Origin of the sequence: Sphingomonas vulcanisoli, from assembly GCF_011761305.1 — a bacterium.
GTDB lineage: Bacteria > Pseudomonadota > Alphaproteobacteria > Sphingomonadales > Sphingomonadaceae > Sphingomonas_I > Sphingomonas_I vulcanisoli.
Map to the genome: position 1 here is coordinate 40588 of NZ_JAAOZC010000009.1, position 20714 is coordinate 61301.

The following is a 20714-nucleotide window of genomic DNA, read 5'->3' on the forward strand; positions in this document are numbered from 1 at the left end:
CCGGCACAAGCTGACGCTATTTCGCTATTCCGCTGCGAGGGCAGCCGGTTGCTCATCGACATGCCAGCTGGCAATCCCAATGCCGGTTACCGTCTTGGCGGCTGGGATGTAGTCGAGCACATGGGCCTTCGATCCCATCTCCTCCATGGCACCGGCAACCGTGATCCAGGCCCGCATCTCGCCTGTCCCTCCGACCATCGTATCGGAATCGAAGGTATACATGGCCTGCGTCGCCCGTCCGTTGCCGGCTGCGAGCTGATCAAGAAACCATCGATCGAGCGGTTCGTCGATCCAGCCCGCCCGCCGACCGCGCGGATCGTGCGCCAATCCTCCTGATCCTAGAATGGCGATCCGGCGGGGATCGTTTCGGGTGATGCGGGCAATGGCCGCGCCAAGATCATAGCATCGCTTGGCGGACAGGCTGGGTTCGTCAAACGTGTTCTCATAAATGATCACCGTCGGCGTCTGGACGTCTTCGAACAGAAACGAAGTCGGGTAGCCATAGGCATGGGGGAAGCCGTGATGCTTGCCGAGGTTTTTCATCTCGTAGGAAAAAGCGATGTCGAACCCTTCCTGCTTGACCAGCCGGTCGAGCAGCCATTTGGAAAACGCGACATCCACCGCGATATCCACCGGCGGCAGGCTGGTGTCCGGGCGGCGGCCGGTGCCGCTTTCGCCTAGGAAAATCATAAATTGTGGTACGTTGGAGCGATCGAACATTTCGGTCTGGTCACCGCCGATGATGATCAGCACGTCCGGCGCATAGGCTTCATACAGACGCTTCACTTCGACATGCGCTGCCCGAATGCGGTGGATTTTTTCCTTCAGCCGATCGCCGGTTTCGTCCGATACGCTAGTTGGTTGCGGTACGCCGCGTGCTGTGGTCAGCTTGTGCCACAGCACGTCCCACTCCTGCTCGGTCGACAGGTACATGCCGGGCGCATGCGATAATCCAATTCCCAGTCCGATCGGCATCGTTTCTACTCCTGTCCCGGTATGGTCTAGACCATGCGCGCTATTCTGAGGCTCTACTCACAGCATCCCATCCGCGCCGGGATTGGTAGCCAACACCGTCTCAATTCTCAGAAGCGATCGGTCGGGGGAGATTCATGGCGTTGCTTCAGGCTGGACCAATCCGGTGCGGTCATCCAATCGGCCCAACACATGTACATCCATAATTGGGCATGTTCGTTGACGTGGGTGTCGATGTAGGCAACCCCCGCGTTATCGAATTTAACTTCGCCGCGATCGCGGTTCATTGCATAATTCAACGGGAAGTTCTTCGCCAAGATGCTGGCGGTGCCGCGGGTCGATTGATCCCAGTTTTCGCCGTCCTCTTGTTCGTTCATTCCCGATGGGCCGTGCAGAAAATTCGAATGTTCGACATAGGCCTTCTGCCGTTCGTCTGACAGATCAGCATCGACGAAGCTGAACCACCAGACTTCCGTCGATCGAGGGCCGCGGGGGATGCGCAGCGCCACCTGCGACGATTCCGTTACCCACATGTTCGGGAAGATATTGGGATGACTGTTGATCTCGATACCGGCCGGGCCCATCGCCTCCAGCGTTTCGGGCTTATCGCGCCAGGCCAGGTCAACCCTTGGTTCGATCTTATGATCGGGCAGGAGGGCGGCCAGCGAGCGCTCGGTTTCGGACACTTTGGGGCCGCTGATGGCATGCCCATAGGACCCGAGCATGACCCGATGATCGTTTGCGCTGGAATTGGCCCGCGGAGGCAGGGCGTTGCCCTCCTTGTCGACGCGCGGATTGCGCACCATGATCGTCGAGGCGTGGGTTAGCGGTGCGTGATAATAATCGAACGCATTGTCGACCGCGAGCTTCCAGTTGCAGCCGATGATATTCTTCTTGATGCCGTCGATCGGCACAATCCGCCCGCGCTCGGCGATCAGGTCAAGGCCGATCCGTCCGACGGGTCCGAGGAACTCGTTTAGGTTGGGGGCATCGGGGTCCATGCAGGCGAAGACGAAGCCCTTGTAGCTTTCGACATGGGGTGCGGCGACGAGGCCCCATTGCGAACGGTCGAGATCCTCGTGGTAGAAATCCTTGTAGCCGGGGACGCCGATCAGCTTGCCGTCGAGGCCATATGTCCAGCCGTGATAGGTGCACAGGAAGCTTTTGGTGTGGCCCTGTTCGGCGCGGCACACCGCATTGCCGCGATGCCGGCAGGTATTGAGGAAGACCTGCAGCTTGCCGGTCTTGTCGCGCGTTGCGATGACGGAATCGTCGCCGATAAAGCTCAGGAAGAAATCGCCCGGCTTGGGGATCTGGCTCTCGTGGCACATGAAGTTCCAGCCGCGCGCGAAAATACGCTCCAGCTCAAGCTTGTAAATCTCCTCGTCCGAAAAAATCGACCGGTCCACCGTCGCCTGTTCCGGATCGACCAAGTCGTGGAAGTCCTCGGGCAGTCTGGATTTAGCTTTGGTTTTCAACATTGATGCCTCCTGTCCGGCTTTCTTGGACTGGCCTGGCCACGGCAGGCCAAATCGCTTATTCGGCCAAAGCCTTCATCAAGGTGGGATAATCGACATAGGCATCGGGCACCGGCTTCGGAAAACCACCAGCCGGCTCCTCGACGCGATCAGGGTTGATTGGGCGACGCCGCGAAACCTTGGCCCGCTGTGCCGTCTCCCAGCTCACCTTGCCGTCGCGGAAGAATTCCAGGAAGACATCGTTGAATAGGTCGGGCTGATCAGTCTGGCCCTGATGACCACATTCGTCAGGATAGAAGAATTGTACGTTCGGTACTTTGTCTTCCTGGACGAAACCGTTCTCGACGATCGCCATCACATCCTGCATGCCATACATGTAGATCATGGGGATATCGAGCTTGTCGATCCGATCCTTGGTTGTGAAAACGATTTTCATGTTGGGGTTTGCATTCAAAAGCCTCCGGCGCGACTGCGCCGTTTCACCAGGGCGCGCCTCGCGCTGTCGCCGCGCAGCATTCGCGCGCATCGCCACGAGCTCCGGCGAAACCGCCTTTTTGGCGTAGATGATGCTTTCCATCATCACCTTCATGCTTTCGTCGGTGCCATCGAACGGCGGCGGCGGCGTGAATCCGGGATTGGGCGTGAACTTTCCCTCTGCCGGCTTCATGATGTTGGGAAATTGCGGCGCGATATCGCCCAAGTCGCAGGCTATGAACGCGATGCTCAGCAGCCGTTCCGGATTGTGTACGGCATAGTCGGCACAAATAACGCCGCCTGCAGAATTGCCGCCGATGTGAAACTTGTCGATGCCCAAAGCATCAGCAAACATCGTCACGAAATCTACGTTTGCCTTGCGATCCTGAACCAGGAACTCAGGCTTGCTAATATCGGAAAGGCCGTAGCCAGGGCGATCGGGGCAGTAGACGCGAAAGCCGTTGGCACCCAGCATCGGCGCCATGAATCGCCATCCTGCCGTACCGGATGACCCATCGATGCCACCATGGAGCAGGATGACCGCCGGACCATCCTCTCCAGAGGTCATATAATGCGCTTTGGCGCCATTGGCGAGTTTGACATAGCGACTGAGGAGGCCGGGAACACGAATAAGCCCCTCGTCGGTGAGGCCGCTGTTGTTCGAGTTTGCCCCGTCAAGTAAAGCCATGGCGCTCACCCTTCCTTTGATGTTGTGCTTGATTATGGTCTTGAGAAATAGCGGTTTACTCGGAAAAAGCGAATGGCGGCGCTAGATCTCACTCAGCTTGTGAGAGGAGCAGTTCTGCGCCGCACAATCTCGCAGTCTCGTATGCCGGCGTCCCCACCCAACCTTATTGGTTGGGATTCAGCGCCAGCTTGGGCGGACGGGCTTTTCTTGTTGGCGCACGCAGCAAAGTGATTGCCAAGGCAGCGGGAAAGAGCATCGCCAACATGACCAGACACATTGCTGTATAGGTGCCCGTCACGTCACGCAGATAACCGCCTATGATCGGGCCCAGTGCAGCCAGCGTCATCACAAAGAAATAAACGATCCCCACGGCCGTGCCATAAGCTTCTGATCCAAAGCGTGCCGCGACCATGACGCCGATCAAAACCAGAGCGGCGCCCTCGCCAAAGCCGAAGATCCCGCAAGCCGCCATCATCATCTGAAAGCCCGGTTTCTGGCACATCATGATCAAGGCCGCCGCCACGAAGACGACCGATGTGTAGAAGAGGATACGGGCATCGATACGGTCGGACAGCGAACCGAAGGCCAGTTTGGCCAGAAAACCGAGCGCCCCGATAATCGGGACGAGTGCGCCGACCTGTGGCCGTGTCAGGCCCAGGTCCAGTGCAAACGGAGCGAGATTGCCGCTCATTCCCAGGTTGGTGATACTGAGTGGCACGAAGGCGCACACGATGATCCAAATGGCGGGCGTCTTAATCACCTGCTGGATTGACCATGTCTGCTGCGGACGTTTTGCCTCAAGCGCGGCGGTACGCGGGCTATCCGCTTCGATTTCGATGCCGGCTACGGCTGGCGACCCGCGTACGATCAGCAGAACGATCGGCAGCAATGCGATGCAAATCAAACCAAGATAAACGTGTGTTCCCCGCCAATTGTCGCCGACCATCCAGCGTGTCACAAGTTGTGGAATTGCGATGGCTCCCAGCGGGCTGCCCAACAACGCGAATCCCATGGCAAGGCCTCGCCGCGCGCGGAACCACCGCACCACGAGCGTGGTCGCGCTCAATGGCCCAGCCAAGGTCATCCCGACGGAAAGGAGAAGGGTGTAAACTACGATGATTTGCCACAGCGCGGTTGCGATCGAAATGAGAAACATCCCCATCCCGAAACACAGCACGGCGAAGGTTACGAGCATCGTGGTCGACAAGCGATCGAGCAGGTGCCCCGCCAAAGGTGCAAGCGCACCCACAAGCAGGATTTCCAGCGAAAGCGCGATCATGATCTGAGCGCGACCGACGTGAAATGCCGCCATCCAGTCATGTACAAAGTAAGTGAAGGACGAGAGACCTATTCCCCAGATCACCGACTGATAGAGAACCGCGATCGCAACGATATTCCACCCGTAATACCAAGGCGTGCGGATCAAGACATGTGAAGTCGTTCTGACTGCTGGATCTGAAGACGTTCCCATACTCTCTCCTCGCCAATCAATGTGGCTCGTTATGTTCTATTAATTCAGCAAATGGGCAGGCCAGAATCGGTAATTAGAGTTCGCGATATTATTCTTATAGAGGCGGCCAGGCTGGGCCCAGATTGGGCCCGAGCCTTGGTTTAAGCTATGCCTTCGGGAATGGGCGCGCGGTCACGTTTGAGATCAGCCCATGATTCCGCGGTCATCCAATCTGCCCAGGCACGATAGGTCCAGCGCTGGGGATGCTCGCTGACGAGCGTATCGATATAGGAAATGCCTGACTTCTCGTCTTTCTGAACAATATCGTGCCCCATCCCCATCCTGAAGTTCAGCGGATAACGCTTTGCCAGGACGCCCCGTGTGGCACGTGTCGACTGGTCCCAGTTTTCGCCGTCTTCCTGCTCGAGCATGCCGGCCGCGCCAAAGGCGTGGATCGCACGATGCATGCGCATGTCCCGGGTCTCTTTGGGCATATCCTCGTCGAGGAAAGTGAACCACCAGATCTCGGTCTTGTTCGGGCCACGCGGAATGCGCAGGCTGACCTGGTTTCCGCTCACCCAGAAATTGGGGAAGATATGCGGGTGCCCTTGGGCGTAGACCCCGACGTCACCCAATGTTTCCTGCACCTCGGGCAGCATCCGGTGATACAGATCACGGGACTGGGCGACGGCATCGTTGGGGCTGGCCTTCATCGCATCGACGTCTTCTTCGGTCAGCTTGGGGCCGCCGATGGCGTGGCCATATTCGCCCAGCACCGTCCGCTGCGGCTCGCTCCCACCCGGGCCGCCGCGAATAACCGGTGCAGTGCCGCCCGACATGAACGCCGACATGTGCGTGATGACATGATAATAATCGAACACGTTATCGACGGCGAGCTTCCAGTTGCAGCCGATGATGTTCTTGGAGACGCCATCGACGATGGCCAGTTTGCCGCGCGAGGCAATCTGATCGATGCACATTCTTCCGACGGGTCCGAGGAACTCGTTTAGGTTGGGGGCATCGGGGTCCATGCAGGCGAAGACGAAGCCCTTGTAGCTTTCGACATGGGGTGCGGCGACGAGGCCCCATTGCGAACGGTCGAGATCCTCGTGGTAGAAATCCTTGTAGCCGGGGACGCCGATCAGCTTGCCGTCGAGGCCATATGTCCAGCCGTGATAGGTGCACAGGAAGCTTTTGGTGTGGCCCTGTTCGGCGCGGCACACCGCATTGCCGCGATGCCGGCAGGTATTGAGGAAGACCTGCAGCTTGCCGGTCTTGTCACGCGTTGCGATGACGGAATCGTCGCCGATAAAGCTCAGGAAGAAATCGCCCGGCTTGGGGATCTGGCTCTCGTGGCACATGAAGTTCCAGCCGCGCGCGAAAATACGCTCCAGCTCAAGCTTGTAAATCTCCTCGTCCGAAAAAATCGACCGGTCCACAAGCCCAGCTTGGAGATCAACCAAGGCATGGAAATCAGGGTAAGCAGGCTTTGATACTTGGTCGAGCATCACACGTCCTCTTGTTTAAATCACCGGGAGCACCCGTGCGAGTGCTCCCGGCTGGCTACTTAGAATTTAAGGCCTCCTCGCACGCCGTAGGTCCGCGGCGCGCCGACGTTTACCGCCTGGATTCCGTGGTTAAGCCCGCGGATGGCAAAGGCGCCGGTATAGACAACTTCGTCAGTAAAATTGCGGACGAAGGCACCGAAGGACCAGCGGCCGTTGGCAGGAATATAGTTGGCCGTGAAATTGCCCACGAAATTGGAAGGGGCAAGCACTTGGTTGTTGAAGAAGTTGCTCAAGTAATATTTGCTGGAATATTGTCCGCTCAGCGTGGCATCGATATGGCTGCCGCCCCCAAACTGGAAACTATGCGTCCAAGAACCCGAACCTGTCCACAAGGGAGCCCGGGAGAGCGGAAAGCCTGAGCAATCAACAGATTGGCCGGTCCCACTTGGCGTAACGGCACATCCGGTATCCACGCCCTGGATGTTCCCGGTCGAAAGATAGGTGAACTTGGTATACCGCGAGTGATTGTATTCGGCATTGAAGCGGAGCGTGTCGGCGGACGTTGCCCGTGCAACGATATCGACATCGGCACCATATACCTTCGCCGAACCCGCATTCAGCGTTGCCGACAGGAACTTGCCGGCCGGATTGGCGTAGCTGACGCTTTCCTGGTGATCCTTATAGAGCCAGTAGAACGCCTCTATGTTGACCTGTAGACGGCCACCAAGAAAGCGATTGCGCGACCCAAGTTCGAAGGCGGTCAGCTTTTCAGGCTTGAACGGAATTGGAGTGACATCGGTCGGATAATTGATCGATCGAGTGTTCAAGCCGCCTGCCTTGAATCCCGTTGCACCGGTAGCATAGAGCATGCTGGTCGGCGACAGATCATACTCGATACCGGCCTTCCAGTTGACCGCATTGAATGTGATCCGGCCGTTCCATGCATCGGTAACACAATCGGTGGTCGATGAATTGAAGCAAGGCTGCCCCGCAAGAAAGTCCGTGCTCGGAAACACAGAGATGTTCTGGCCATAGTTGCGTTTGGTCTCATGCGAATAGCGCAAGCCGGTGATCAAACGCAGCTGATCGGATAGATGCCAAGTCCCCTGCCCGAAAAACGCGAAATTATTGGTCCGGATGTGCGTAGGGTTATAGGTATTGAACAGATATCCACTTTGCAGCTCTCCGGTGTCGGAGCCAGAGTACTGATCTTGTTTTTCCTTGAATACATACCCGCCAATCACGAGATTGACCAATTTCGTGTCCTTGGATAGCCGAACTTCGAGTGAACCGCTTTTCGACGTCTCGGGCGAACGGCCGCCGTTGTCGAACAAGGCGACCGGATAGGTCGAATAGTCCATCTGGGTGCTGCGATAGGCGGGCAGGATTGTGAGATTAGCAAAGCCCAGATTTGCCGTAAGCTCCGCACTAAGGTTCCAGTAGCGATTGTCCTGATGGGCATAAGCCTGCCACCGCGACGGATCCCAGGTTGTGACCAAGCCGCCTGGAGGGGATGGTAGCGCCCTTCCGTTGAACAAGGCGTTGCAAAGCCCCGGATTCTGGAACGGCAATGGCGTGACCACTCCGTTGACCGAGGCCGTGTTTGCCCCGACTACCGGAACGCACCATGGCGGGGACGTCACGCCGTTGAACGGACCGACTTCGCCGGGACCGCCATTGCGCTGTCCATAAGACAGTCGCTCCACACCCCAGAACACATTGAACGCGCGCGGATCAGTCACACTGATCCGCGGATCCGTAGGAACGGTCACGCCTCCGGCAGGCAGGCCAGCGCCCGAGAGCTGCGCAAGCTGCGAGCTGATTGCCGTGGGGAAATTGTTGATGTTCAAATCATAGCCAGGCCCGGTCCCGCCGACGTGGGTATAGCCGCCGGTAACGCGCAATGAGACATCGCTGCTGGGTTTTACCAATAGGGTCAGGCGACCTGATTGCTTGTGATCATCATCGAACCCTTGCGATGAATAACCATCGCGGCTGACCACCTGAAACGCGCCGCGCAGGGCGGCCTTTTCGCCCAGCGGCATGTTGATCATGCCGTCGACGTTGATCTCTTTGTAATTGCCGCCTTCGAAATTGAGCGCGGCTTCGACCTTGTCCAGCCTCGGCACATTGGAAAGAATATTCAGGGCACCGCCGGCGCTGTTGCGCCCGTATAAAGTGCCCTGCGGCCCTTTGAGGATTTCGACGCGCTGAATATCGAAGAAGTTGCCATCGATTGAATTGGCTCGCGCAACATATACTCCATCAATGTACGTGGCCACCGACGGATTGGTATTCGGGGTGGAGCCGGCATCACCGATGCCACGAATATAGACCTGCGTCGTCGGGCCGCCCTGTCCGATAATAACGCCGGAGGTCGCCGCCATGAGATCGCGCAATTGGCTAACGCCCGCGTCCTTCAGTGCAGCGGACTGCAACACTGAGATGGCCAGCGACGATTTCTGTACCGATTCTGATCGGCGTTGTGCCGTAACAATAATATCAGCGATCGACGAACCGCCGACTGTCGGATCGGCCTGAACGGCTGCCGCGGCCGTGGTCTGAGCTTGCGCCGGGGCAATCGATGATTGCAGCGCAACTACTAACAGCCCTGTTGTCGCCAATAGTTTGTATTTCATGGTTTTTGCCCTCCCAAAACATCCTCGCCACCAATTTTCCCTGCGGTTACCCCGCTTTTAGGAACTCGCATGTTATGCGGCGCCTCGATCAAATCAAAACTACATGTCTCATTTTGTAGGATTTACCGTTCAAGCCTGCGCCGATCTCGCCGCCAAATACCCCCTCGTCCCACACGTTCTCCTGAGTAGAACATGTATCGTCAGATGGTCCTAACGCGGCATAGCGCAAACATAGCGGCGCGTCTAAGCCTGATTATGATGCTGCGTTGTCGGGACCCGTGCGTCCCGGAAGATCAGGATGCGAGCCGCTCGATCAGCGTTGCCAGGAGAGTGTTGTCACGATCATCGGTGCGGCTGACGAGGGAGAAGCCGATTTTGCCGAACTGCCGGCCCAACTCCATGCGCGCGGTCGTTTCGCCTGCCGCGTTTGCGCAGCAAATCGAATGGACGAGCGCGACACCGACATCCAAATCCACGAAGGTGCTCGCGGTGTGGCAATTGGCAACTTCGATGATGTTGAGCCCGTCAATATGCGCCAGCGACATCGCCCGATCGACCAGCTTTCGCGTTTCGGCATGCTTGGGCAGCACGATAAGGCGATGGTTTGCGATCTCTTCGAGCGTTGGGTTCAGCAAGCTCAATAACGGATGATTCTTGCGGCATAACAGCGACAGTGACGTCTCCACGACCTGACACTGATCAAACTCGGCGGCCAGCGGCGGGAATACTCCGATGGCCAGGTCCAGATCGCCCTGGCGCAACCGCTGCAAGGAATCCGCCGCCTGAACGATCGATAAGGTTAGCTCAACTTTCGGAAATCGCTTGAGAAAAGCGCTTATGCGCGGCGCGAAATACCAGCTCTGGTCGCTGCCGATCGAGACCGCGATACGCCCCGCAGGTTCCGATGGCTGCCGCAAAGATGCGATGGCACGCTCCGCGCGGGCCACCACGGCGTCGGCTTCATTGAGGAAGCGTCGGCCCACTTCGGTAAGAATCAGCTTGTTGGGCGCACGTTCGAACAGCGTGACGCCGAGATCCTCCTCCAGCTTCCGCAGCTTGCCCGAAACGGCAGGAATGCTTTGGTGCAAGCGCTGCGCTGCCTGGCGCAGGTTGCCGTGTCGAGCCACTAAACGGAACGCCTTCAAGCGTTTGAGATCGAGTTCATCGGGCCGCATTCAGGTTAAATATAACTGAACCTACCGTTAGAGAAGTATGAATTTACTGAATGCAGATCGGTTCATATGAACGGCATCAGAGACGATAAATCATGTTGGGTCGAAAAATGGTGCGGGAGGATGGCCGATACCGGATCGGCGTAGATGTTGGGGGAACGCACACCGATCTGGTGCTCCTCGACGTTGAGGCGGGTACGTTCTCGGTTGAGAAGGTGTCGTCCACGCCGGCCAACCCCGCGCTGGGCGTGTTGGAGGGAGTCTCCCGCTTTTTTGCCAAGGGCATCGATCCCGCCGATGTCGGCTTTTTCGCCCACGGCACCACGATAACCACCAACGCGCTGCTGGAAATGCGTGGCGCCCGTGTCGGGCTGTTAATCACAGCGGGTTACCGCGCGGTGCAGGAGGTGCAGCAACAGGCCCGGGATGGCAATCTGTTCGACTATTCCTACGTCAAGCCGGCGGCGATCGCGCCGCAGAGTCTGACGTTCGAGATTGCCGAACGGACCGATTACCAAGGCAATGTGCTGCACCCTCTGGACGCCGAGCAGGTGCGTGAAGCCGCGCGCAAGATGATCGACAAAGGCGTCGAGTCCGTCGCCGTATGCTTCCTGTTCTCGTTCATGAATCCGGCTCACGAAGAGGAGACGCGGCGCATTCTGAAGGAGGTGGCTCCGGATCTGCCGGTGTCTTTGTCCAGCGAAGTTCTGCCGCGCATCCGCGAATGGCCACGGCTCTCCACCACGTTGCTGAACGCCTATCTCGAGCCGGTATTGGTTCGCTATATCGACCATCTGGCGCGTGGCCTCGACAAAGTCGGTGTGCGCACGCCCCGCCGGTTCCTGATGCAGTCCAACGGCGGCGTCATGCTGTTCGATGCGGCGGCTTCGGGTGGCCGGACGGTGCATACCCTATTGTCCGGTCCCGCTGCCGGTGCGCAAGCCAGTGCCTATCTTGCTGACGAAGGCAGCCGTGACGGACTGGTCACCCTCGATATGGGGGGCACCAGCGCGGATATTGCTTTTATCCAGGGCGGAGTGCCGCTCGAAGTGACGGAAGGGATCATCGACCGGCGGCAGATCGATGTGCCCTCCCTCGACATGACGACAATCTCCGCCGGGGGAGGATCGATTGCCGCGGTCAGCAGCAGCGGCTTCCTGACGGTGGGGCCGCGGAGCGCGGGCGCCATGCCGGGGCCGGCCTGTTATGGTCGGGGTGGCACGCAGCCAACGGTGACCGACGCCGATATCGTCTGCGGCTATCTCAACCCCGATAATTTCCTCGGCGGCAAACAAAGGCTCGACATTGCCGCGGCGCGTGAGGCGCTTTTACGTCAGATCGGCGATCCGCTTGGGCTTGATGCGCTTGAGGCTGCCGCCGGCATTCGCCGCATCGTCGATATGCGTATGGCGGACGAAGTGCGCGTTTTCGCGGCCAAGCGCGGTGTCGAACTGAGCAAGTTCACCCTCCTTCCGTTCGGAGGTGCCGGCGCCGTCCATGCGGTGTCGGTTGCCGAAGAACTGGGGATCACCCGAGTTATGGTGCCGCGGCATCCCGGCGCGTTTTCGGCGCTTGGTCTGCTTTGCACTGACGTCATGCACGATTACATCAAGTCCGAGCTTCGGGCGTTCGAAGACTTGGCGCCCGAATATGTCGAAGACGTGTTTCGCGCCCTTGAGGAAAAAGCCTCGCGCGAACTGGTGGATGAAGGTCTGTCGACGGATGATGCGACGTTCATCCGCGAACTGGATCTGCGCTATGCAGGGCAGGGCTATGAGCTGCGCACTCCGCTCGAGGGTCTGGCAGCCGGACCGCTCGATGCGGCCGCGTTGGCCGCGGCCCGCGCCCGCTTTGACGATCGCCACGAGCAGGTCCACGGTCATGCTGCCGCCGATCGGCCGGTCGAGGTGGTCAGCTATCGTCTGCGCGCGCGGGTCACCGTTCCCAAATACATTCAGCGCTCAGAGCCGTTTCCCGTCACGCCAGGAGATGTCGGAGCGGCGGAAACCGGCGAGCGTGCCGTCTATTTCGACGGCAAGACTGCCGTAAAAGCCAAAACCTACGAGCGCGAACGCCTGGAGATCGGCGCTCGGCTCGAAGGGCCCGCGATCATCGAGCAGTTCGATTCCACCGTCGTCGTCAATCCTGGCTGGCGCGGCCGGGTGGACGAATTCCGCAATCTCATCATCGAGCGGTGTTGACTCATGCTTGATCCGATCACCATCGAAATCCTGCGGAACAAGATCGCCAGCCTGATGGATGAGATGCATTACCATCTCTACCGCTCGGGATATTCCACGATCGTGCGGGAATCGCGCGATTTCAGCTGTGTCGTTCTCGATGCGACCGGACGGGTGATCGTAGCCCCGCCCATGTTCTTCCATGCCCCGGTTTACCGCCATCTGGTCGGCCGTATCCTTGAGCTGCACGGTGATACGATCGCCGCTGGGGATGTGTTCGTTGCGAACCACCCGTACGAAGCCGGGCTGCCTCATACATCGGACATGGCATTTGTCGCGCCGGTGTTCGCAGGGGAACGCCTGATCGGCTTCACCGGCTCGATCGCGCACAAGGCCGATATCGGGGGTACGGTGGCCGGATCAACCTCGGCGGATGCGACCGAGTTATTCCATGAAGGACTGCTGGTGCCGCCGGTGCGAATCAGCGCGGCGGGCTCGCCTTGCCCCGATATCGAACGGATGATCCTGGCCAATTCGCGTCAGCCGGAGCTTGTCCGGGGGGATATGTCTGCTCAAATCGCGGTAACCGAACTGGGCGCTGCGCGCGTGGCAGAGCTTTGCTCTCGGTTTGGGCCACAAGCGCTGGTCGACGCTTTTGCTGCAATCCTCCGTCGCGCGGGTGACGAACTTGCCGCCGCGATTGCGCTGCTGCCAAGCGGCACCTCCACGGCCGTCGGCTATATGGATAGCGATGGCGTGGTGAAGGACCAGCCGGTCCGCCTTGCCGTCACGATAACGGTGGCGGATGGCGTCGCCACGTTCGATTTTTCCGATAGTGCGCCCCAGACCCGCGGCCCGATCAACCTGCGTCCGTCGATGGTCGAAGCCTGCGTTTTCTACGCGCTGATCGGCAGCCTCGGCCCGGATTTGTCGTTCAACGACGGTATGCGCGACGCCGTGCGCATCGTGGTCGCGCCGCGTACCGTCACCAATGCCGAGGCGCCGGCGCCTGTTTCCAGCTATCAGATGACCAACCTCAAGCTGGTGGACGTGATCCTGGAGGCGATGGGACACTTCGTCCCCGAACGCGCGGTCGCCGGTGCTGGCTCTTCCTCGACGGTGCTCATCAACTGGCACACTCCGCGTCCGGGCGGCTCTTCGATGCAATATGAGATCGTAGGGTCCGCTTACGGGGCAGGGGCGGGGCATGACGGAACATCGGCCACGGCTGTCCACCTCAGCAACCTGCACATCACCCCGATCGAGATAATCGAGTCCGAATATCCCTGCCGTATCTCGCGCTTTGACCTCGTGCCGGACAGCGGCGGGGCAGGGCGGTGGACCGGCGGTCTCGCGATGCAGCGCGAGTATGAAATGCTGGCCGATGCCACGGTCGTGCGCCGTTTCGATAAGAGCCGCTTCCCGCCTTCCGGAGTTGCTGGCGGCGCCGATGGCGGCGCCGCGCGATCGGTGATCAATCCGGGGCGCGAGGACGAGATCATCCTCAACGCATCGGCGCGGTTCGACGTCAAGGCGGGTGACCGCCTTATGATCCAGACCGCAGGCGGGGGTGGCTATGGCCCCGCTGCAGAGCGCGATCCCGCCGCCTGTGCGGCAGATATCGATGAAGGCCGCGTCAGCCGGCCGCCGTCTTCGAGCACCCAAAAGGAACATTTGTCATGACGGATCAGCGGGAAAGCGTCGGCATCGTCGGCGTTGGTCGCATGGGGCTGCCGATGGTCAAACACCTTATCGCCAAGGGGTTTGCCGTCACCGCCTGCGACATCAATCCGGGCAATTGCGATGCCGCCCGGGCGCTGGGCGCAACGATCGTGGCCAGGCCGGCGGATTTCGGACCGAGTGTCAGCTTCGTGATCCTGGGTGTTGGCTATGACGCCGAGGTTATGGCGGTGACGACCGGAGAAGGCGGTGTGTTTGCGACGATGGCGCCGGGCACTTTGATTGCGGTGTCCGCAACGGTGTTTCCGGCGACGGTCAAGGCTTTGGCCGCGGCAGCCCGCGAACGCGGCTGTGACGTGCTAGACGCGCCGATCTGCCGTGGCCGCTGGTTCGCTGACGAAGGCAAGCTTTTGGCATTGTTCGGCGGCGCCGATGAGGCCGTCGCTCGTGGCCGGATCGTATATGGGGCGTTCTGTTCGGATATCGCGCCGCTGGGGGATGTCGGGCACGGCCAAGTGGCCAAGGCCCTGAATAACCTCCTGCTGTGGATCGGCTCCATCGGGATCATCGAAGCAGGGCGTATCGCAGAATCGACGGGGATCGATTTGCCCAAGCTGCGCGCCGCGCTGATGCTCAGTTCGGGCAAGAGCCAGGCACTGGAGGATTGGGAGCAGACCAGCTTCACCTGGGCGCTCAAGGACATGCAGATCGTTTCGGCAATGACCGATGAAGCGGGATTATCGCTGCCGCTGACCGGAGCGGTCAAGGAAATGGTCAAGGAAGCCCGCCGGATCAAGGCGACCAATCCGCCCGGTTGGACGGCGCCGGCCGCCGCAGGCGCGTGACGCCAACTTTATGAACAATGTACGCATGGGAGAGGTCGGCATGAAGCTTGCCCACAAGGTCGCAATCGTTACCGGCGCAGGCCGTAATATCGGCGAGGAAGTGGCGGTGCTGCTTGCCTCGGAAGGCGCGCAAATCGCCGTCGTCGATCTCAACGAGGCGAGCGCGGAGGCTGTAGTGTCACGGATCGCGCAGGCTGGTGGTGTCGCGCGCAGCTATGTCTGTGATGTATCGGACGAAGCTGCGGTGAATGCCTTGATGGATTCGGTTGTCGGCGATTTCGGCGGGCTCGATATCCTCATCAACAACGTCGCCATCTCGGACAATAAGTCGGTGCTCGATCTCGAAAAGGCTGAATGGGATAAGGTCATGGCCGTCACCCTGACAGCCCCATTTTTGACCAGCAAGGCCGCGGCCAAAGCAATGATCGCCGGGGAACGGTCCGGGCGGATCGTCAACGTCACGTCCACCTCCGGTTATTTCGGCCGCGCGCGTGCACTGGCGTACACTACTGCCAAGGGCGGGCTGGTTAATTTTACCCGATCGCTAGCGATCCAGCTGGCGCCGCACAATATCCGGGTCAACAGCGTGGTCCCCAACAAGATCGGGTCGCCGGTCGGCAAGGATGCTTTCAATCCTGATCGCAAGGTCGTGAACCTGCGTAATCGGCCCGGTGAGCCGATCGACTTGGCGCGGGCGGTATTGTTCCTTGTGTCCGACGATTCGGACTTCATCGCTGGCACAGAAATCTTCGTCGACGGTGGCTGTTCCGTCATGATGGCAGGCGAATAACGGCTGCTTTGCGCCGGGTTCACGAACGGTTGAGGAATTTCGCATGGGCGACAGCATCAAGTTACTGGTTCCCGATTCCCCTGGTGGGATCGACGATCTCTCTGCGCGGCTCGTGTCGCGCCATTTAGGCCGGTTCATCGAAGGCAGCCCAACGATCGTGGTCGATTATGAACCGGTCGGCGGCGGGATTGCGCTGGCCAACGGATTTGCCGCCAACGCTCCGCGCGACGGATCGGTGATCGCGGTCGTGCAGCGTTCGGTGCCGCAACTGGCCATCGAGGGTCATCCAGAAGTCACGTTCGATCCGCTCGCATTCACCTGGCTGGGAAGCCTGTCCTCGTTCGCCGAGGATGCCTATATGGTCCTCGTCAACGTCGATTATCCCGCATACACCGCCGAGGACCTCAAGACCTTGGCTACCCCGGCTCGGTTTGGGGCGGTCGGTATCAGTTCGACCAATTACACCATTGCCGCCATCGCCAAGAGCCTGTTCGGCTACAGGCTGGACATCTCGACTGAGTACACCGGGGCGGCCAGCATCTTCAAAGCGATGCAGGCCGGCGAACTGGACGGTCAGGTCGTTGGCATCAACTCTATCCGGGCCAATCAACCGGCGCTTTGGGAAGGCAAAAAGGTCCGGCCACTGGTCCAGTTCGGTCGACAGACCCGCCACCCGATCCTGCCCGATGTTCCCACCGGTCGCGAACTTACCAGCGATCCCATCGAGCTTGCGGTCATCGATTTTGCGGAATTGCCGTTTCGGATGGCATTGCCGTTCATGGCGCCTCCCGGCGTGCCGGCCGAGCGGGCCAAGATGCTGCAGGATGGCTTTACCAGGATGATGGCGGACCCGGACTTTCTGGCCGATGCCGAACAGATCAAGCTCGATATCAGTCCGGTCAGCGGCGAAGGCATCAAGCAATTGATTCAGACCGCCGCGCAAACTCCGCCCGAGGTCATCGCACGATATCGCGCGATGGTTGCGCCGAACACTTAACTCGCCGGCGCTGTCATTCCCGTCGGCGAAGGCAATTATGGATCAGTCTAACCAAGGCGTTGGCGAGCGACCCAGGTTAGCACCACTGCGGAAGGATAATCGTCTTGTTGAAAACGGAGCCGGCAGCGCGGGGTGATCACAAAATCGTCGGCCTGATCATGCCGACGACGCGGCCTGATACGATCAACGAGCTGATTCCGATCCTGCCGCGAGGGGTTGGTATCATCCCGGTCTACCTCCAGTTCCGCCAGGGGACTGCGGATGAATTCCGGGAAGGCTTTGGCGAATATGAGCGGCAGATCGGAATTCTTGCCGATCACGATTGCGATATCATCCATCCGCTAGGTGCGCCGCCGTTCATGGTGCAAGGTCTGGAGAAGGAAACCGCTCTGGTCGGCGCGTGGCAGCAAACCTATCGTACTCCGATCTTTACGTCAGGCCAAAATCACGTCCGCGCCTTGCGGGCGCTGAATGTCAAAGCCATCCTGGGCGTCACCTATTTCCTGGGTGATATCAACGATATCTACTCCAAATATTTCGAGGACGCCGGTTTTGTGGTGACCGGTATGCAAGGCCTGCCTGGGGTCGATTTCGCCAAAGTGCAGGAGGTGCCGTCATCGCAGATCTATGATTTCATCAAGGCCAGTTTCGAGAAGGCGCCGGCCGAAGCGATCTATATCCTCGGATCCGGTTGGCACACGCTCGATATCGTCGAGCGGCTGGAGCAGGATCTTGGTGTACCCGTGATCCATCCGCAAACCGCAAGGGTCTGGGAAATCCAGAAAAGATTGGGAATCGCAGAGCCGCGGGAGGGCTATGGTTCGCTGATGACAAAGCTTCCGTCAATCCAGGAATTTTCTATCCGGTGATGCGAACGGCGCAGAAAAACCGGCTCTTGCTTCTAGTGGCTCGCTTAGCTCGGATTATTGACCTGCGCGCGCACGCTTTGCCTGTTCGCACCACAGATCCCATGCCCGGTTCATCTGACCATCGTTGGTCGCCGCTGCGGCGCGGCCTTCGGCTTCGGTCAGATAATTGACCGGCCCGATTGCCATCGCTTGCAGCTGGATGCGGGCATTGATTTCCGTGTAAACGGCACGGAACACGGCTTGGCGCAGGGAAATACCCACAACGGTTACGCCGTGTCCGCGCATCAGCACCGCAGCGGAATCGCCCAGCGTGCCGGCCAGCGCCTTCCCCAGGCCAGCGTCACTGATCAGCAGATCGGTCTCATCGCCGCGGACATCGCGGATTTCGAAGACGGGGGTCGCGACACCCAGAAATCCGCCCATGTGGCAGACCGATCGCAGTGGCGCGGCAGTGGTAACGCCTAGCGGTAGCACCGAATGCGAGTGACTATGGACGATGCCCATCACTTCGGGCCGGGCGGCGTAAATTTCGCCATGGATGAAGCGTTCGAGGAAGGAGCGGTGCTCACCCTGCGTCACGATCCGGCTGTCCAGATCGAGTTCGAGGATATCGTCGGCCGTGACACGTTCGGGCGCCATATTGCGCGCCAGCAAATAATGGTCGGGCCTTTCGGGATGACGCATGCTGACGTGACCGAACCCGTCCAGAACGTGCTGATGCGCCAGAATATGATTGGCGAGCGCGAGGTCTTCGAAAGAGTCGCGCAGGACGGCCGACGACGCGCTCATGGTTACGATATTCCCGCCATCTTCAAGCTATGAGGTTTCGCGCTATCGTTGCGCGGAAAACGGCGCAAGGCTGGGGGACGACCGGAGAATACCTTGGTGGGTTATTCTGAAAGTCCTCTCTATAGATGAGAATTGGCACTTGAGTCTGTCGATCCAAGCCTTCTCTCGGCGACGTCAAACGGGCATGATTTGTTGATGCAGCGCGGCCACCCAAATTAGCGCCTCGGATGTCTTCGCTGCTGTTCGACGTGGTCGACCGGAAACAGTTGGCTCGGCTTCGTTCGGACAGCCTGCGGCATCGCGTGCAGGCCTCAACAACCGGAGAGGAAATCATCATGAGCGTTCTGGATCCCACGCTGGACCCCGTTCAGTTCCGCATTGAAACCGACCTTCCCGAAGGTTCGAACAAGAAGGTGTCTATACTGTCGCGGACCGATCGGGTCGTGGCGGCGGTGCAGGTGATCAAGAGCGGGGGTGAGAACAATCTCCATTCGCATCGGCATCTGGACGGCGTGTGGACAGTGCTGGCCGGTCGCGCCAAATTTTATGGTCCAGGCGACGTGATCATGGCCGATCTTGGTCCGTTCGAAGGAATCCTGATCCCGCGCGGCGTGCAATATTGGTTCGAGAGCGGCGACGAGAGCCAAGTCCTCGTGATCCATCAGGTCGAGGCGTCGGACATCGCGATGCTGTCCATCCAGGACATCATCAAGGACCGGATTAATCACGAAGCGCCGAAAGAATCGCTGAAGTCGACGCTGGTAGCCTCCGGGGCAGGCGAATAACTGCATCGGGCGTAAGCCCAGCAATTTCACCATCAGGAGCGCTCCGGGCACTTTGCTCGGAGCGCTTTTTGATTCGGGCGACCGCGCTGCCGTTGGGCCTGGCGGATCCTCGTTGAGATCCTGCCAGCCTAGATCTTGAATGTTTCCAGCGTGTTCGGCGCGAACAGTTCCTCCGGCTCCAACGGGCGGTGGAGCACACCCTGCTCGTGGGCGTAGGTCAGGAAGGCCTCCAGCGTTGTCCGGTTCGGGGCAATGCCATAGGGAAAGTAATCGTCGGGCATGGTTTCCATCGCGCGACGGGCGTGTTCGGCACCCCATGGAATGGGGAAGCGAGAGGCGTTGAAATCGAGCGCCCGCGCAACGCTGCGGTCCTTGGCTTCCTCAAGGCATTTGTACAATTCTCCCGCGATCCAGGGATTGCGTTCGTAGACTTCGCGGCGAAACACCACCGTGTGCATGATCGGGAAGATGCGGGTTTCCCGAAAGTAATCCTGTTCTACGGAAAGGAAATCGCCGATCAGGCGCTTCACGCGAGGATCGCCCTGTTCCACGCTATGGGGCGGATGAGCGGATAGAACCGCATCGACTTCACCCGACAGCAGCATGGCGTTCAGTGACGTGTCCGGACGCCTTTCAATGGTGATGCCCTTGGGCAGGGCCAGCGCGACTTTCTCACCACGGCCCGGTTGATTGACGCTCGCCTGCACCCAGTCGATCGAAGCAAGGTCTAGGCCGTATTGGTGGGCAAGAAAGCCGCGCGAATAGACGGCGGCGGTCTGCGCCCATTCGGGCAAACCGACCCGACGCCCGACGAGATCCTGAGGTGTCCGCAGCGGCGTGTCGCTGCGGACATAGATCGAGGAGTGGCGATGCATGCGCGAGGGGAAAACGGGAATGGCGATCAGATCGCATCCTCCCTGCGATACCAGCGAGGAATATTTGGCCATCGAGATTTCGGATGCGTCAAATTCGCGATACTTCAAGGTGCGAAAGAATATCTCTTCGACCTGAAGCGTAAGGACCGTCAGGTCGATGCCTTCGGGCCGAACGACCCCGGAGGCCAAATCGCGGACGTGATCATAATCGCTCAATGCGATGGTGAGGGGAATCCGAGTCATCCGGGACTTGTCCTTATAGGCATCGGTTTGAGCAAAGCAGGCGTAGCGAAGAGCCCGCCAGCATGGCCCTCGGGGCGAGGCCACGTGACGATGCAGGAAGTGAACTCATCGATCCGAGGCGCTTCGAGGTGCCCTCCAGCACGTAGCGAATCGGCTTTCAAGAGCGGAATACACATCTGCAGAATTGACCGTCAACCATTCCATCTGACGGAACACGAAGCGCTTGCCAGAACATTGGCATGGCGATAAATCGACTTCAGTTCGTTGTCGGCCAGGCTGA

16 protein-coding genes are annotated in these 20714 nt (G+C 59.3%); 7 read left to right on the top strand and 9 right to left on the bottom strand.

Annotation, left to right across the window (positions count from 1 at the left end; all coding sequences use genetic code 11):
* Positions 1-24: 24 nt before the first annotated feature.
* The 7 genes from FHS31_RS14075 to FHS31_RS14105 all read right to left on the bottom strand — a co-directional run bounded on the left by FHS31_RS14075 (position 25) and on the right by FHS31_RS14105 (position 10384).
* On the bottom strand, positions 25-975 hold the full coding sequence (locus FHS31_RS14075; protein ID WP_167074637.1) for a DODA-type extradiol aromatic ring-opening family dioxygenase: 951 nt from the start codon (positions 973-975) through the stop codon (positions 25-27).
* Between the two features lie 107 nt (positions 976-1082).
* Positions 1083-2453, bottom strand: a complete 1371-nt coding sequence (locus tag FHS31_RS14080) for an aromatic ring-hydroxylating oxygenase subunit alpha (protein ID WP_167074639.1) — start codon at positions 2451-2453, stop codon at positions 1083-1085.
* A gap of 55 nt (positions 2454-2508) precedes the next feature.
* Positions 2509-3612: an alpha/beta fold hydrolase gene (locus FHS31_RS14085; protein ID WP_167074641.1), complete on the bottom strand. Its 1104-nt coding sequence runs from the start codon at positions 3610-3612 to the stop codon at positions 2509-2511.
* 163 nt (positions 3613-3775) lie between these two features.
* Positions 3776-5038, bottom strand: coding sequence for an MFS transporter (locus FHS31_RS14090; RefSeq protein ID WP_167074643.1), 1263 nt, complete (start codon positions 5036-5038; stop codon positions 3776-3778).
* 185 nt (positions 5039-5223) lie between these two features.
* Positions 5224-6570, bottom strand: a complete 1347-nt coding sequence (locus FHS31_RS14095; protein WP_243843479.1) for an aromatic ring-hydroxylating oxygenase subunit alpha — start codon at positions 6568-6570, stop codon at positions 5224-5226.
* 59 nt (positions 6571-6629) lie between these two features.
* A complete protein-coding gene (locus FHS31_RS14100) occupies positions 6630-9209 on the bottom strand; it encodes a TonB-dependent receptor (protein WP_167074647.1) in 2580 nt (859 codons plus the stop codon).
* A gap of 293 nt (positions 9210-9502) precedes the next feature.
* On the bottom strand, positions 9503-10384 hold the full coding sequence (locus FHS31_RS14105) for a LysR family transcriptional regulator (RefSeq protein WP_167074649.1): 882 nt from the start codon (positions 10382-10384) through the stop codon (positions 9503-9505).
* 107 nt (positions 10385-10491) lie between these two features.
* On the opposite strand from FHS31_RS14105, the gene FHS31_RS14110 reads away from it, so the two are divergent.
* The 6 genes from FHS31_RS14110 (at position 10492) to FHS31_RS14135 (ending at position 17742) form a co-directional block, all read left to right on the top strand.
* Positions 10492-12582, top strand: coding sequence for a hydantoinase/oxoprolinase family protein (locus FHS31_RS14110; protein WP_167074651.1), 2091 nt, complete (start codon positions 10492-10494; stop codon positions 12580-12582).
* 3 nt (positions 12583-12585) lie between these two features.
* Positions 12586-14244, top strand: coding sequence for a hydantoinase B/oxoprolinase family protein (locus tag FHS31_RS14115; protein WP_167074653.1), 1659 nt, complete (start codon positions 12586-12588; stop codon positions 14242-14244).
* Positions 14241-15086, top strand: coding sequence for an NAD(P)-dependent oxidoreductase (locus FHS31_RS14120; RefSeq protein WP_167074655.1), 846 nt, complete (start codon positions 14241-14243; stop codon positions 15084-15086). The genes FHS31_RS14115 and FHS31_RS14120 overlap by 4 nt, the downstream gene beginning before the upstream one ends.
* Before the next feature lie 10 nt (positions 15087-15096).
* Positions 15097-15876 carry an SDR family NAD(P)-dependent oxidoreductase gene (locus FHS31_RS14125; RefSeq protein ID WP_208408734.1) on the top strand — a complete coding sequence of 260 codons (780 nt, stop codon included), beginning with the start codon at positions 15097-15099 and terminating at the stop codon, positions 15874-15876.
* Between the two features lie 43 nt (positions 15877-15919).
* The gene (locus FHS31_RS14130) at positions 15920-16873 is read left to right on the top strand and encodes a Bug family tripartite tricarboxylate transporter substrate binding protein (protein WP_167074657.1); all 954 of its coding nucleotides are present in this window, start codon (positions 15920-15922) and stop codon (positions 16871-16873) included.
* 158 nt (positions 16874-17031) lie between these two features.
* A complete protein-coding gene (locus FHS31_RS14135; RefSeq protein WP_167074659.1) occupies positions 17032-17742 on the top strand; it encodes an aspartate racemase/maleate isomerase family protein in 711 nt (236 codons plus the stop codon).
* Positions 17743-17796: 54 nt separating this feature from the next.
* Here the strand turns inward: FHS31_RS14135 and FHS31_RS14140 are convergent, their stop codons facing one another.
* Positions 17797-18531 (bottom strand): class II aldolase/adducin family protein, encoded by a 735-nt coding sequence (locus FHS31_RS14140; protein WP_167074661.1) that lies wholly within the window; start codon positions 18529-18531, stop codon positions 17797-17799.
* Positions 18532-18758: 227 nt separating this feature from the next.
* On the opposite strand from FHS31_RS14140, the gene FHS31_RS14145 reads away from it, so the two are divergent.
* The gene (locus FHS31_RS14145; RefSeq protein WP_167074664.1) at positions 18759-19316 is read left to right on the top strand and encodes a cupin domain-containing protein; all 558 of its coding nucleotides are present in this window, start codon (positions 18759-18761) and stop codon (positions 19314-19316) included.
* Between the two features lie 128 nt (positions 19317-19444).
* Here FHS31_RS14145 and FHS31_RS14150 read toward each other — a convergent pair whose 3' ends face one another.
* Complete coding sequence (locus tag FHS31_RS14150; protein ID WP_208408735.1) at positions 19445-20407, bottom strand: substrate-binding domain-containing protein; 963 nt, start codon at positions 20405-20407, stop codon at positions 19445-19447.
* Positions 20408-20714: the final 307 nt, after the last annotated feature.